The sequence below is a fragment of the Acidisoma sp. S159 genome (assembly GCF_009766125.1).
Taxonomy (GTDB): Bacteria; Pseudomonadota; Alphaproteobacteria; order Acetobacterales; family Acetobacteraceae; genus Acidisoma.
The window spans coordinates 941314-954751 of sequence record NZ_LMUG01000059.1 but is presented as its reverse complement, the minus strand read 5'-3'; the positions used below and the strand labels follow the sequence as shown (position 1 = coordinate 954751).

General features: G+C 60.7%; 14 protein-coding genes. 9 read left to right on the top strand and 5 right to left on the bottom strand.

The features are described 5' to 3' along the window. The first annotated feature begins 35 nt into the window (after positions 1 to 35). From GSQ92_RS21180 to GSQ92_RS21165, 4 genes are all read left to right on the top strand, one after another. Positions 36 to 464 carry a TIGR03668 family PPOX class F420-dependent oxidoreductase gene (locus GSQ92_RS21180; RefSeq protein ID WP_158801941.1) on the top strand — a complete coding sequence of 143 codons (429 nt, stop codon included), beginning with the start codon at positions 36 to 38 and terminating at the stop codon, positions 462 to 464. Positions 465 to 534: 70 nt separating this feature from the next. Next, a complete protein-coding gene (locus tag GSQ92_RS21175; protein ID WP_158801942.1) occupies positions 535 to 1371 on the top strand; it encodes an LLM class F420-dependent oxidoreductase in 837 nt (278 codons plus the stop codon). 133 nt (positions 1372 to 1504) lie between these two features. Next, positions 1505 to 2329 (top strand): alpha/beta fold hydrolase, encoded by an 825-nt coding sequence (locus GSQ92_RS21170; protein ID WP_158801943.1) that lies wholly within the window; start codon positions 1505 to 1507, stop codon positions 2327 to 2329. A 174-nt stretch (positions 2330 to 2503) separates the two neighbouring features. Then, complete coding sequence (locus tag GSQ92_RS21165; RefSeq protein WP_158801944.1) at positions 2504 to 3997, top strand: FAD-dependent monooxygenase; 1494 nt, start codon at positions 2504 to 2506, stop codon at positions 3995 to 3997. Here the strand turns inward: GSQ92_RS21165 and GSQ92_RS21160 are convergent. Both GSQ92_RS21160 and GSQ92_RS21155 read right to left on the bottom strand, forming a co-directional pair. Then, the gene (locus tag GSQ92_RS21160) at positions 3989 to 4366 is read right to left on the bottom strand and encodes a hypothetical protein (protein WP_158801945.1); all 378 of its coding nucleotides are present in this window, start codon (positions 4364 to 4366) and stop codon (positions 3989 to 3991) included. The two genes, GSQ92_RS21165 and GSQ92_RS21160, sit on opposite strands and share 9 nt — an antisense overlap. A 164-nt stretch (positions 4367 to 4530) precedes the next feature. Further along, on the bottom strand, positions 4531 to 5097 hold the full coding sequence (locus GSQ92_RS21155) for a VOC family protein (protein WP_254065516.1): 567 nt from the start codon (positions 5095 to 5097) through the stop codon (positions 4531 to 4533). Positions 5098 to 6226: 1129 nt separating this feature from the next. On the opposite strand from GSQ92_RS21155, the gene GSQ92_RS21150 reads away from it, so the two are divergent. Beyond that, a complete protein-coding gene (locus GSQ92_RS21150) occupies positions 6227 to 7528 on the top strand; it encodes a porin (RefSeq protein WP_158801946.1) in 1302 nt (433 codons plus the stop codon). A 102-nt stretch (positions 7529 to 7630) separates the two neighbouring features. On the opposite strand, the gene GSQ92_RS21145 is transcribed toward GSQ92_RS21150, so the two are convergent. Further along, positions 7631 to 7921 (bottom strand): hypothetical protein, encoded by a 291-nt coding sequence (locus GSQ92_RS21145; protein ID WP_158801947.1) that lies wholly within the window; start codon positions 7919 to 7921, stop codon positions 7631 to 7633. Positions 7922 to 8528: 607 nt separating this feature from the next. On the opposite strand from GSQ92_RS21145, the gene GSQ92_RS21140 reads away from it, so the two are divergent. From GSQ92_RS21140 to GSQ92_RS21125, 4 genes are read left to right on the top strand one after another with little or no spacing between them, the layout of a single operon-like run. After that, the gene (locus GSQ92_RS21140) at positions 8529 to 9515 is read left to right on the top strand and encodes an ABC transporter ATP-binding protein (RefSeq protein WP_159013892.1); all 987 of its coding nucleotides are present in this window, start codon (positions 8529 to 8531) and stop codon (positions 9513 to 9515) included. 26 nt (positions 9516 to 9541) lie between these two features. Then, the gene (locus GSQ92_RS21135; RefSeq protein WP_159013891.1) at positions 9542 to 10825 is read left to right on the top strand and encodes a PotD/PotF family extracellular solute-binding protein; all 1284 of its coding nucleotides are present in this window, start codon (positions 9542 to 9544) and stop codon (positions 10823 to 10825) included. 9 nt (positions 10826 to 10834) lie between these two features. Next, complete coding sequence (locus GSQ92_RS21130; protein ID WP_254065518.1) at positions 10835 to 11731, top strand: ABC transporter permease; 897 nt, start codon at positions 10835 to 10837, stop codon at positions 11729 to 11731. A 1-nt stretch (position 11732) separates the two neighbouring features. Continuing rightward, complete coding sequence (locus tag GSQ92_RS21125) at positions 11733 to 12557, top strand: ABC transporter permease (RefSeq protein WP_159013890.1); 825 nt, start codon at positions 11733 to 11735, stop codon at positions 12555 to 12557. Positions 12558 to 12568: 11 nt separating this feature from the next. Here the strand turns inward: GSQ92_RS21125 and uraH are convergent, their stop codons facing one another. Together uraH and uraD are read right to left on the bottom strand one after the other, a co-directional pair. Beyond that, positions 12569 to 12904 (bottom strand): hydroxyisourate hydrolase, encoded by a 336-nt coding sequence (uraH, locus tag GSQ92_RS21120; protein ID WP_159013889.1) that lies wholly within the window; start codon positions 12902 to 12904, stop codon positions 12569 to 12571. After that, on the bottom strand, positions 12897 to 13409 hold the full coding sequence (uraD, locus tag GSQ92_RS21115; RefSeq protein WP_254066647.1) for a 2-oxo-4-hydroxy-4-carboxy-5-ureidoimidazoline decarboxylase: 513 nt from the start codon (positions 13407 to 13409) through the stop codon (positions 12897 to 12899). The genes uraH and uraD overlap by 8 nt, the downstream gene beginning before the upstream one ends. Positions 13410 to 13438 lie beyond the last annotated feature (29 nt).

Genomic DNA, 13438 nt, shown 5'->3' with positions numbered 1-13438 from the left:
CGCGCTAAATTCGGCGTTCTTCTGGAGGCGTAGCCATGTTGTCGGCGAGCCAACTGCGCTTCCTGGCCGCTCATCCCGTCGGGCGTCTCGCGACGGCCGACCGCGACGGAGCGCCGCATGTTGTTCCCGTATGCTTTGCGGTGGCTGGCGCCAGCTTGTACATCACCATAGACGAGAAGCCGAAGCGGAACGACAGACCCGTGAAACGTCTGCGCAACATCGCTGAAAACCCAACGGTCGCCATCGTCGTCGATCGCTATGACGAGACCTGGAGTCACCTCGCCTGGATCATGATGCGCGGCCAGGCGGAAATTTTGAACCATGGAGTGGAACACGACGACGCGCAGGCGCTGCTCCGACGCAGATATCCGCAGCTCGGCCCGATGCGAATTGAACATCTCCCGGTCATCGCCGTCCGGATCGAGCGGGTGACGCAGTGGGGCGACTTGTCCTCGACCGCCTAGTTCCGATCCGCGTATAGCCAGGAGGCGCTAGGCCAGCCATACTGAGGCTTCTCACAAGGAGGAAACCACGATGCGCGTCGGTGTTTTCTATTTCCCCACCGATTACGGTATCGATATAATAGAGTTGGCGCAGGCGCTCGAAATACGCGGCTACGAATCTTTGTTCCTATGCGAGCATACACACATTCCGGTCAGCCGCCGCACGCCGTTCCCTGGCGGCGGAGATATTCCCAAGCGCTACATACATACGCATGATCCATTTATCGCCCTGTCTTTTGCCGCGGCCGCCACTACGAAGCTCCTACTCGGCACCGGCGTCTGTTTGGTGCCGCAGCACGACCCTATCGTCCTTGCCAAAACCATAGCCAGCCTCGACCGGTTTTCCAATGGGCGCTTCATCTTTGGAATTGGTGGCGGCTGGAATGTCGACGAGATGGAGAATCATGGCGCCCGCTACGACACGCGCTTCAAGCTCATGCGGGAACGCGTTCTCGCCATGAAGGCGATATGGACACAGGAAGAGGCATCCTATCACGGCGAGATGGTGAACTTCGATCCAATCTGGAGTTACCCAAAACCGCAGCAGCGCCCGCATCCACCAATCCTTCTGGGCGGGGAAACCGATCACACGCTGAAGCGAATTGTAGAATACTGCGATGGCTGGTTTCCGCGCGCTGGGGACGATTTCGATCCGCACAAAGCCGTCGAGCGCCTACGCAAAGCTGCACTAGCGGCCGACCGAGATTTCTCGACATTGTCGACCACGGTATTTCGCGCACCGAGTGACCCGGCGACACTTGCCGCCTATCGTGATGCGGGTATCCAGCGAGCGCTACTTGAAGTGCCCGATCAAAGCCGTGACGAAATCCTCCGGATTCTCGACAAAAACGCGCCGCTTGCCGCCTGAGCAAACCGCTCGCGCGGGCGACCGCGAAAGCACGCTTTACGCTTACGAGAAAATCGCTGCGAGAAAGTCATCGGCGACGATCGCTCCAACGTGCTCTAGTTTCTACGGCAACCATGCTTTGACAGGAGTTCACATGCCCAGCATCACCACTAAGGACGGCACGGAAATCTTCTACAAGGACTGGGGTTCGGGCCAGCCGATCGTGTTCAGTCATGGCTGGCCGCTATCGGCCGATGATTGGGACGCCCAGCTGCTGTTTTTCCTGCATCAAGGCTATCGCGTCATCGCCCATGATCGCCGCGGCCATGGTCGCTCGACCCAAACCGCTGACGGCCACGATATGGACCACTACGCCGATGATCTGGCGGCACTGACGACCCATCTTGATCTGAAGAACGCCATCCATGTCGGCCATTCCACCGGCGGCGGCGAGGTGGCGCGCTATCTGGGACGGCACGGTGAAAGCCGGACGGTCAAGGCAGCGCTCATCAGCGCCGTGCCCCCGCTGATGGTAAAGACGCCGGCCAGTCCACTCGGCCTGCCGAAGGAAGTGTTTGACGGCCTGCAGGCACAACTCGCCGCCAATCGCTCCCAATTCTATCGTGATCTGCCGGTAGGGCCTTTCTACGGCTACAACCGGCCGGGCGCGAAGACCTCTGAGGCCGTCGTCCAGAATTGGTGGCGCCAAGGCATGACCGGCGGAGCCAAGGCGCATTATGATGGCATCGTCGCCTTTTCCCAGACCGATTTCACCGAAGATCTCAAGAAGATCACCATCCCGGTATTGGTTATGCACAGCGAGGACGACCAGATCGTGCCTTATGCCGCGGCGGGGCCTTTGACCGCCAAACTTCTGAAGAACGGAACGCTGAAGACCTATAAGGGCTTCCCGCATGGCATGCCCACGACCGAAGCGGAAACGATCAACGCCGATCTACTGGCGTTCCTCAAAAGCTGAGCCCACCGATCTGCGCCGCAGATTCGACTACTAACGATAACCAGATCGATTGATTTTCCCTCTTCGGCCAGTTCTCGTGTGACACTTGCAGTCGGATCTGGTGGAGGTTGCCGCTTGGGTGCCTCCACCTAATACCTCTGCCCCGATTGCTGAATTTAAAAGGGGAGACATTAAATGGCTGACGTTCTCGTCGTTGGCGCCGGACCGGTCGGCCTTACCATGGCGGCGGAGCTTGCCCGCTACGGCGTCGGGGTCAGGATCATCGACAAGGCATCCCACCCCACCGAGACCTCGAAGGCGCTGGTCCTGTGGAGCAGAACGCTCGAATTGATCGACCGCATGGGATGCACGCCGCACTTCCTGGAAGCGGGTTTTCGAGCCCACGGCGCCTCAATCCGCAGCGGCGGAAGCTTGCTCGGACAAACGCGTCTCGATGATGTCGCCAGCCACTACAATTATGCCCTGATGATTCCGCAGCGGGATACCGAGCGGCTAATGGGCGCGCATCTCGCCACCCTCGGCGTCGAGGTCGAGCGCGAGCTGGAACTGGTCGGATTTTCGGAAGAGGCAAGCGCGGTCGAAGCCCATGTCCGACATGCGGACGGAAGCGATGAGACCGTTAAGGTGTCGTGGCTGATCGGCTGCGATGGTGCTCACAGCGCCGTCCGACACGGCGCAGGCATCGCATTTAGCGGGCAGCCTCAGGGCGACGACTGGGTCCTCGGCGACGTTCGTCTCGACGGGCCCGGCTCCCCACCCACTGACGAGATCGCCGTCTACCTGCACCGCGACGGTGTCCTCACAATTTTCCCGATCCCAGGCGGCCGCGCCCGCGTTGTGGCGACAGTCGGCAAGTCGGACCCCCGCCACCCAAGGCCAGACCCGACGCTCGAGGATATCCAGCGTCTCTGCGACCAGCGCGCCGGCGGCGGCTTTCGGGCCTTCGATCCCGTCTGGCTTTCCAACTTCCTCGTCAACGAGCGGAAGGTCACCCACTACAGTCAAGGACGCATATTCCTGGCAGGCGACGCCGCGCATATCCACAGCCCCGCTGGCGGCCAGGGCATGAACACGGGAATGCAAGACGCGATCAACCTATCCTGGAAGCTCGCAATGGTGATGAAAGGGGCCGCGTCCCCTGCCCTGCTCAACAGCTACAGCCCCGAGCGCAATGCGGTGGGTGAGATGGTACTGCGTAATGCAACCCGTCTGACCGAAATGGCGACGCTTCATAACCCCGCGGCTCAAGCTATCCGCAACGCCGTGCTGCGCTTCGTATTCGGGTTCCACGGCGTCCGGGACAAGCTTGCCGTGACGATGACGGAAATCGAGATTGCCTACGAGAATAGTCCGCTTTCCACGAAAACGTGGCATGCGGGGAACGAATTCGCAGCGGGCTCTCGGCTCGACCCAGCAGTCTATGATGGGCCGGCGCCCGGCACCGGCGACACTCCACGCTTTGTCTTGTTCGCCGCCGATAGGGAAAAGGGTGCGGCGCTAACCGAGCGTTATCCCGACTTACTGGAAGCCACGGTTCGGATACCACCGGACCCGAAACTCATCCTCATCGTCCGGCCTGATTGCTATATCGGGCTATCCGCCGGTGAAGCCGATTGGAAAGAAGCCGGGGCCTACCTCGCGGAGCTGGTATCGTCGCCGCTACGTTGACTCGCCGCCGCGAAAACGGGAAACGCGCTCGACCATGCCGACCATATGCGCGGCGGCCGTGATCGTCAGGGGGTGATGGGTGAACCCAGGCCTCGGCGAAATATAGGCCGCCATCTCGCGCGCAAGAGCGAGCTGGCGGTCGGATGCTTCGGCAAGCAAAGTGATCACAAGATTCTCCAGCGCGATCACCCGGATCCGAAGTTGCACCAGTTCGACATTCGTGAGCGGCAAGGTCTCGGCCTTGGTCTCCCCCAGGCTCGCCGTTTGAGGCATGGGGTGGGACAGGGCACCTCCCTCATTCTCCAAGGTCGAAAGCGCCTCCTGGTACTGCCTCGGATCACTCGGTATGCGGGGCGGCCTTCCAGGCATGACCAAACCTCCTGAACTGAACGCGCCCCGTCCAATCGCTCCGGAGCTACGGGTGGCGGCCATGATTAGTTCACGTGGCAGGCGCATCGACAAGCGATGATGCGCCCTGGGGCCGAGAAGCCGCAGCAGCAGCGGATCTTGAGGCCCGATCGTTTACCCTGGCGTCAATCGGCTCGCGGGTCCCAGAGCCGGCCGGAGAAGTCCGCCTCGTAGCGCTTTCCCCGGGGAAAGCTCACCAACTCCATCTGCATTCCCCAGGGCGAAAGGAAATAAACCCAGGCTTCGCCGCCACTCGGTCCTTCGGTCTTGAATTCTGGCTCGTCCAGGGTGCGCACGCCTTTCTCGCGCAGATAGGCGGTGGCCGAGACGATATCGTCGACGTAGAAGGCGAGATGGTGGCCGCCTATGTCGCTATTCCGGGGTTGGGTTCGGCTTTGATCGTCCACCTCATACTGGAAGATCTCGAAGTTAGCCCCGTTTTTACACCGCACCAGACGGATGTCTCGGATGCGCGCCCGCGGATCGACCCCGAGCTTGTCGCGCATCCGGGTGCCCTTGGCATCCCCTTGCGGGCCAAGCGAGTAGAACACCTCGCAGCCGATGACATCGCGAAAGAAGGCGACCGCCTCCTCAAGATCGGGGACGGTAAAGCCGATGTGGTCTGTGCCCCGCAGACCAGGAATGCCGGGTAAACCCATGGTCGTCCCCTCGTCGGTTCGCGTCTGCTGCATCCTAGCCGCCAGAGCCACGCGGCGTGAAGCGCCCGCAGCGGTCGCTCCGGACGCACTCCCGACTCCAATCGACCGTTCAGTCGAACAGTGTGGGTCTGAGAGGCGGGCATAGGTTCGGAATTCACGTGGCAGCCCGCGCCATCGCCACGCCTGCTAAACGCCGAGCCTAGGGATTAAGCCCAACCTGTGGCGTCTACGCCTCGATCGGCGGACGGCATATGTTCGAGATGACTCATCTTGGTCCGGAGACTGGCGACCGCGCCACCCTGATCGCCATATTCGTGAGACATCCATTTGTCGACGAGAAGAATGGCCCCCGCCGTCATGGCATCTTCTCTCGCATCATAGGTTTCGCGCGGGATCGTCAGGGTGCCTGACGGTTCTTGAATCACGGCTATGGCCCAGGCCCGTGACGCGGACTGGCTGATGACGACCCTTGTCGATCCAAGCTTCGCGGTCTCGTGCCCGTTGAGCGTGAACGACCAAGCAAGCTTTTTAATGTGCTCATTTCTGACCAGACGCCGGCGGGAAGCTCGCTCTTGAGCAACCCGCTCCGACGCCTCAGCGAGATCCGCATCCTCCGTGCCCAGCACAATCCTGCCGCACTTTGGACCAACTAACAGGCCATCCGGATAATCGTCATGTCGCACGTGGTGAAGAATGCCCCCAATCTCAGCTCCGCATAAATCGCACGCATAGTCTCCGAGACCAGCATCGTAGCATCGCAACCATCGCCATCCGGCGAGGGAGACAGCATCAGCCATAGCGACGCTTTTCCTGTTCGATTTTATCCTGCGCCTTCAACGGGAAATCTCTATCCGTTGAGCACGTTAACAGAGTAATCGTAACCGATTATTTCTGGAGCCTGACAATAGTTTGCATCCATTCCCGTCTGGGACACATGCTTTCCAGAGATACCAGACAAGCCAAAACGGTCGGTCCTCGCGAAATATTGAACGGCACCATTCATACACATTTCTAACATAATCTATTCCGCTCGTGTTGTTGCTCCCGGTTGCGTGAAGCGACTAAGCGATAGCGGCCTTAATCAACTCGTTATGCCGAGTCGTGTTGAGGAGCCTTGACGGCTCGTGGCGAACATCAATTGCGGCGGAACGAGGAGGTCTCGATGCGTAGATTACTTTTGGCCTGCGCTGCTGCCGTCAGCGGTGTTGCCGGCATTGCAAGCCTCAACCCAGCCTTGGCGCAGAGCACGTCGGAAAGCGCGGCTCCCGGCACTGTCACGGTTCGGTTGAACGGGCGTGTCAATTGGTATGCTGGCGTCGAGGGGTCGTCAGTCGATAGCCTTCCTGACGGCACCAAGACGAGCACGACAGGGTTCCTTGGCTATATGCGCCTTTATCCTGGTTTCGACGGCGTTGCCGCCAACGGCCTGCATTACGGCGCCGCGGCTGAAATCCGCATCAACGGCGCGAATAATGGCGCCAGTACAAGCGCCAACAACGAGACGCTCTACGTCTTCCAGGCCTATGGCTACCTTGGTTTGCCGCAACTCGGTCAGGTTAGCTTCGGTCAGGAAAACGGGCCGACCGTGATTTTCGAAACCGGCACCTTCGAAGGCTTCAATGATGGTGGCTGGAACGGCGACATTGAGGGACTCGTTCCCGGCCCCGCCAACCCGGTCTATCCCTTCCCGGATAGTGGCGCCGCCTTCAGCCAGACCACGAACAAGATCGTCTACTTGTCGCCCAGTATCGAAGGCTTCCAATTCGGTGTCGGCTTCGAGCCCAATCATGTGCCAGAGAACGTCGGCCCCGTCGTAACCTCTTCACCAACGCCGATCGTCGGTGGTCAGCCGCGCAACCTGATCGATGTCGGCGCACAATACACGAAGACATTCGGTCCGGTCGGCATCCAGGCTGGTGTGGACTACATATCGGCCGGCCAAGCCAACTTTACGGGTGCCGCTCAGCCTTTCACGACGGCGACCAACTACCACAATCTTAATATCGTCTCCGGAGGTTTGACGCTGAGCTACGCTGGCCTCACCATCGGTGGCAACTCCGTCTATGGCGCATTCAATCAGGTCGATGGCGATACCTTCCAGCTTGAACCTCAGGGTGGCAGTAACGCGGCCGGCTGGCTTGCCGGCGCCCAATACACCCTGGGACCGGCCGTGTTCGGCGCGAGCTTCTTCCGCTTCAACACGACAGGCGATCTACCCGGCGGGATCGATGCCGGCAGCACCGCAACGATCAACGCAAATGGCCTGACCAGCGGCCAGCAGCAAAATACCGGTGTCGCGGCAGGCGGAACCTATACCTTGGTGCCTGGCGTGAACCTCTTCGTCGACTATCTGTACGGCTGGCGCAAGCAGAGCGGATTTGACTTCGCGACAGGTGACGCCGGCACCGACCACAACTACGTGCAATCCCAGTTGCTTGGAGTTGGCTCTCAGATTCAATGGTAACGGGGTCGATGATGTAGCAAAGGCGGCGGCTATTTCGTAGCCGCCGCCTTTCTGCGCAGGATGCCGCCGCCGCAGCGGGCTCCTTGAGGGAGCCCGTTTTTGCTATTTGCGTTCCGCCAAATCACCCGCCATCTGCAGCAACTGCTGAGAAACGGCATGATGAAACGGTAGGAGACCCTTCTTCCGTGTTGTCCCGCCGAGCCTCTCCAGTACCGCCACCACGACGGCCACGGCGCTCTCGCGAGATTCGTTGAGCGGCCGCTCCCGCGTCCCCTGGTCGCCTGGCCTCGGCAGGGTGTGGATGACGGTATCCACAAGTGAATCCGCCAAAGAGGTAATGCCAAGGCTTGCGACCTTTACGCTGACTGCATCCGCCGGGATAGCGGCGTTCATGCCTCTGCTGGAAGCGCTTGCATGAATGTGACTTAGTCCACGGGATTTCGGGAAATCGACCGCAACATCTCTGGTTGGCATGCTTGAAACCTCGGCAAATTCTACAATGCTCACCTATGAGATCGCCAACCCGGATGCGGGCAACATAGCGACTCGCCGCCAGCTCCGACGCCGTGACCTCAATATCTAAGTTCTCACGGACAGGCACGGTGACGCTACGTGCCAGAGCGGTGAGACATATACACTGAAGTTTGAAAGCAGCCGTTTCGTTTGCATCACTATGCGGTGCGCGCATCTTAACGGCGCCGTTCGTCGCGCCTCCGCCGCGATCGGCATCGCCGAATTGCGACCCGACCGGCCGATCCACATGCGGAGCCTCCCCAGACCGCTGAGGCGCACCGCGGGCAGCAAAACCTCGGGGGATGCTGGGCTTAATCTCCCTCTAGCTCACCGGAACAGGGAGTAGGCACCGGCCGCCCTCGCGGCTGGCCAAACCGCCTGCAAACCGGCCTCCACCCGGACATGGCACGGTGTTTGCATCGCAAACTAGCTGCCGCTTGCTTCGCCGAGCCGAACACAATGATCCGGAACCGGGAAACGCCTATTCATGCAGTCCGCCTCGGACGTCGAACTCATATCCGTCACCAAACGCTATGGCGTGACGGCCGCCGTGTCGGACGTCTCGCTCAAGATCCCGGGCGGCACCTATTGCTGCCTGCTCGGCCCGTCGGGCTGCGGCAAGACCAGCACGCTGCGAATGATCGCCGGGCACGAAATCATCAGCGTCGGGGACGTCATTATCGGCGGCGCGAATGTGGGTGACCTGCCGCCCGTCAAGCGCGGCACCGCCATGATGTTCCAGAGCTACGCCCTGTTTCCCCATCTGAATTGCCTCGACAACGTCGCCTTCGGCCTCAAGATGCGCCGCGTCGGCAAGGCCGAACGCCGCGAGCGGGCGCGCGCCTTGCTCGAAATGGTCCGCATGGATGCCTATGCGACCCGCCTGCCCGCCCAACTCTCGGGCGGCCAGCAGCAGCGCGTGGCGCTGGCCCGGGCACTCATCACGCGGCCGAAGGTATTGCTATTGGACGAGCCGCTCTCAGCGCTCGATCCGTTCCTGCGTGGCCATATGCGCGACGAGCTGAAACGGTTGCAGCGGGAATTCGGCATCAGTTTCATCCATGTCACGCATAGCCAAGAAGAGGCCCTGGCGCTGGCCGATCTCGTGGTCGTCATGGACCACGGCCGCATCGTGCAATCCGGGCCGCCCCGCGAGATCTTCGACGCCCCGGCCACCGCTTTCATTGCCCGGTTCATGGGCGGCCACAACGTCATTGAACATGACGGCAACACCATCGCTGTGCGTTCCGATCGCTGCCGCCTGCTGCCGATGACAGCGAATGACGGGCTTCTAGGCGAGGTCTCGTCCATCGAATACCTCGGCGCCACCGTAAAGGTCGCGCTGACCACAGCGGCCGGCGCGGAAATCGTGGCCGTGCTTCCCGATGACAAGTTCTTCGCGGAGCCCTTCTCCGTCGGAAATGCCGCGCGCCTCGCCTGGGCGCCGCGGGACTCGCACCGCTTGCAAGCCTGATCAAGAACAAACCAACAGGAGACGGTATGACGACAAAATCCACACTGCCGCGCCGCGCGCTGCTCAAGAGCACTGCGGCCGTTGCGGGCGCCGCCCTGGGTTCCAGCGCGATCACAGGCTTCCCGACGATCTGGGCGCAAAACATCAAGAACATCACGCTGCGCCAATTCGGTACCGGCGTTTCCAACCTCAACGCCATCGCCGATCGCTGCAAGAAGGACACCGGCATCACGCTGTCGATGACGGCGATGGATACCGACGCCGCGGCCCAACGCGCCGTCACTCAGCCGCATAGCTACGACATCGCGGATATCGAGTATTTCACGGTGAAGAAGGTCTTCCCGACCGGCGTGTTGCAGCCGCTCGACGTCAAGAAAATCAAATATTACGACGAGATCGTGCCACTCTTCAAGACCGGCAAGGTCACGCCCACCGCCTCGGTCGGCCAGGGCACCGCGCCCTGTCGCGTGAGCTATGTCGAAGGCGCGACTTCACGCAAATTCGCGCCCGCTCCCACCGAGTGGATGACGCTCATCCCCACCATCTACAACGCCGATACGCTTGGCATCCGGCCGGATCTCGTCGGCAAGCCGATCACGCATTGGAAGGAACTCGTCGACCCCGCCTTCAAGGGCAAAGCCGCGATCATCAACATCCCCTCGATCGGCATCATGGATGCGGCGATGACCATCGAGAGCCTGGGAATGATGAAATACGGCGATAAGGGCAATATGACGAAGCCCGAAATCGACAAGACCATCGCCTTTCTCATCGAGCAGAAGAAATCCGGCCAGTTCCGCGCTTTCTGGAAAAGCTTCGAGGAAAGCGTCGATCTCATGTCCTCGGGCGAGGTGGTGATCCAATCGATGTGGTCGCCGGCGGTGACCGCCGTTCGTTCCAAGGGCATTCCCTGCGTCTTCCAGCCGCTGGCAGAAGGTTATCGCGGCTGGGGCGGTGGCCTCGGCATCGCCAAGCACCTCACGGGATTGGAGCGCGATGCTGCCTACGAATATATCAACTGGTATCTCTCGGGCTGGACCGGCGCCTACCTCAACCGCCAGGGTTATTACTCAGCGGTTCTGACCACCGCTCAAAAATATATGTCCCCGGGCGAATGGGGTTATTGGATGGAGGGCAAGCCAGCCACCGCGCCGATCATGAGCCCGCAGGGCCAGCAGATCGCCAAGACCGGAGATGTCCGCGACGGCGGATCCTATTACGACCGAATCGGCCATATCGCTTGCTGGAACTCGGTTATGGATCAGGACCGCTACCTGATCCAGAAATGGAACGAGTTCTCGGTTGCCTGAGCCTCGCGCGTGAGCACGACGACACAATCCTCCGGCCGCCTGCGCCGCCGCACCGAGGGCGACAACGCTCTCGGTGCGTGGCTACTGGCGGGCCCCATGGCAATCGTGCTCACGATCTTCCTGGTGGTGCCCATCGCCATGCTGATTGTGGTGAGCTTCCTCGATTACAATTCGGTGCAAATTCTCTGGAGCTTCGTGCTCCAGAACTACCAGGACGCGCTGACCTCGGTCGTTACGTGGAAGACCTTCGGTGTCACCATCGAATATGCTGTCATCACCTGGGTCATCGCGGTTTCTCTGGGCTTCTGGATCGCTTACTTTCTCGCCTTCGAGGTCCGCAGCACGACATGGCAAATGGCGCTGTTCCTGCTGTGCTCGGTGCCCTTCCTGACCTCGAATATCATCCGGACGATCTCCTGGATCCCGGCACTCGGCCGCAATGGCATCGTCAACACGCTGCTGCTGCACCTGCATGTCATCCATCAGCCGCTGACCTTTCTCCTCTACAGCAAATTCGCGATCATCCTGGCGTTCGTGCATCTCGACACGCTTTTCATGATCACACCCATTTTCAACTCAATGATGCGGATCGATCGCACGCTCATCGAAGCGGCGCGGGATAATGGTGCCGGCTTCTGGCGAACCATCCTCAACGTGATCCTTCCACTCTCGAAAAGCGGCATCGGTATCGGCACAATTTTCGTCATCACCCTCGTCATGGGCGATTTCGTGAGTGTCAGCATCATGGGTGGCGGCCAAAGCGCCTCGGTCGGCATCATGATCCAGAACGAGATTTCGCTGCTGCAATACCCGGCGGCGGCGGCGAATTCCGTCATCCTACTCGCGATCGTGCTGCTGATGGTGTTCCTGATCCTCCGCGTCATCGATATTCGCAAGGAACTCTGAGATGGGCGGGGAAAGACGCGGCCTCGCCTTTTATCTCCTGGCGGTGCTTTTTGCCGTCTTCGTGCTGTTCCTGTACGGGCCTGTCGCAACCATCGTAATTCTGTCCTTCCAGGGACCGAATGGCGGCCTCACCTTCCCGATGAACGGCGTCTCGCTGCACTGGTTCCATGCGCTGTTTCAGCAGCAAATGGTGGGCGATTTCGGCGGCGCGGTCACGCGCTCCATCATGCTCGCGCTGATGGTGATGGTCGCCAATGTCGTGCTCGCCGTTGCCGGCGGCATGGCTTTCCGCCGGCGCTTTCGCGGCGCGACCTTGCTGTTCTACCTGGTGATCGCGAGCCTTATCGTGCCGTCACTTCTCGTGAGCCTCGGCATCGGCTTGTTCTTCAGCCAGCTCGGCGTCGATCCCGCCTGGTATAGCTCGGCTTTTGGCGCGCAATTGACCTGGACCCTGCCCTTTGGCCTGCTCATCATGTTCGCCGTCTTCAACCGCTTCAACAAATCCTGGGAAGAGGCCGCGCGGGATCTCGGCGCTGGCCCCTGGCGCAGTTTCCAGCACGTTGTCCTGCCAATCATTCTTCCCGGCGTCGTCGGCATCGCGCTCTTCGGTTTTTCTCTGTCCTACGACGAATTTCCACGCACCATGATGACGGCGGGAGACTCAAACACGCTGCCGCTGGAGGTCTTCGCGATGACCGCGAATGTCACCACACCCGTGATCTATGCACTCGGAACGCTCACCACCGGCTTCTCCGCCCTCATCATCGTGGCGGCGCTGACAACCATGGCGGTGCTGCGCAAAAGACGCCTCGCGCGCGCCATCTGACCCTTTGTCTTCTAGCTTCCGCGATACGTCGTATAGCCGAAAGGCGAGAGCAGAAGCGGAATATGCAGATGTGTGGTGCCCTCATCGACGCGGAACCGCAGGGTGATGCGATCGTAGAAGCCCGCCTCATCACCGCTCCACGCCGCCACATGGAAGGTGATCTCGTATATGCCGTCGCGCAGAGCGTCACCCTCCAGCAGCGGACTATCACATCGGCCATCGGCATTGGTCACGCGCCGCGCAAGGACTTCGCCGTCGCGGTTGAGATTCAGCGCCATGCCGGCAGCGGGTAGCCCTCGCGCCATATCGAGTACATGCACGGTAAGACGACGCCGAGAGTCAGTCATTCACGATGTCCTCCAGCCGGAACCGCGCAATGCGCGCGACCTCGCGAAGTGCCGTCACGTGTTCGCTTTCAGGCGACTGCGTAAGGCGTTGGCGCAGTGCCGCCTCGATTGCCTCTGGATCACGCTGGCCGCGCACGGCGATGATGAAGGGAAAACCGAAACGGTCCCGATAAGCGCGATTGAGCGCCATGAACTCCGTGGCCCGGTCACCCGCCAGCCGATCCAACCCTGCCGCTGCTTGCTCGGAGGCCGAAGCCGCCGTCAGCTTCGCTGGCTTCGCGAGTTCCGGATGTGCCCGCAGTAGTGCCACCTCGGCTTCGGTTCCGGCGGCGGCAAGGACAGCCATCATCGCGGCTTGCAAGGCATCGAGGCTCGCAAAGGGCCTTGCCTGCCAGGCGCCTAGCGCGATCCAGGGTGAGTGCTCGAAGACCCGCCCGAAGCGCTCGGTAAAGGCGCTCTCGTCGAGTGTATTGACTGTATCGAGCGTGATCTTCATTCCGGTCATACCAGGACCATCGCCCAACCCGCGCCCGG

Excerpts from the sequence above, each read along its gene's own strand:
- GSQ92_RS21180 (WP_158801941.1), top strand. The coding sequence starts at position 36 with ATGTTGTCGGCGAGCCAACTGCGCTTCCTGGCCGCTCATCCCGTCGGG.
- GSQ92_RS21175 (WP_158801942.1), top strand. The coding sequence starts at position 535 with ATGCGCGTCGGTGTTTTCTATTTCCCCACCGATTACGGTATCGATATA.
- GSQ92_RS21170 (WP_158801943.1), top strand. The coding sequence starts at position 1,505 with ATGCCCAGCATCACCACTAAGGACGGCACGGAAATCTTCTACAAGGAC.
- GSQ92_RS21165 (WP_158801944.1), top strand. The coding sequence starts at position 2,504 with ATGGCTGACGTTCTCGTCGTTGGCGCCGGACCGGTCGGCCTTACCATG.
- GSQ92_RS21160 (WP_158801945.1), bottom strand. The coding sequence starts at position 4,366 with ATGCCTGGAAGGCCGCCCCGCATACCGAGTGATCCGAGGCAGTACCAG.
- GSQ92_RS21155 (WP_254065516.1), bottom strand. The coding sequence starts at position 5,097 with ATGCAGCAGACGCGAACCGACGAGGGGACGACCATGGGTTTACCCGGC.
- GSQ92_RS21150 (WP_158801946.1), top strand. The coding sequence starts at position 6,227 with ATGCGTAGATTACTTTTGGCCTGCGCTGCTGCCGTCAGCGGTGTTGCC.
- GSQ92_RS21145 (WP_158801947.1), bottom strand. The coding sequence starts at position 7,921 with ATGAACGCCGCTATCCCGGCGGATGCAGTCAGCGTAAAGGTCGCAAGC.
- GSQ92_RS21140 (WP_159013892.1), top strand. The coding sequence starts at position 8,529 with ATGCAGTCCGCCTCGGACGTCGAACTCATATCCGTCACCAAACGCTAT.
- GSQ92_RS21135 (WP_159013891.1), top strand. The coding sequence starts at position 9,542 with ATGACGACAAAATCCACACTGCCGCGCCGCGCGCTGCTCAAGAGCACT.
- GSQ92_RS21125 (WP_159013890.1), top strand. The coding sequence starts at position 11,733 with ATGGGCGGGGAAAGACGCGGCCTCGCCTTTTATCTCCTGGCGGTGCTT.
- uraH (WP_159013889.1), bottom strand. The coding sequence starts at position 12,904 with ATGACTGACTCTCGGCGTCGTCTTACCGTGCATGTACTCGATATGGCG.
- uraD (WP_254066647.1), bottom strand. The coding sequence starts at position 13,409 with ATGACCGGAATGAAGATCACGCTCGATACAGTCAATACACTCGACGAG.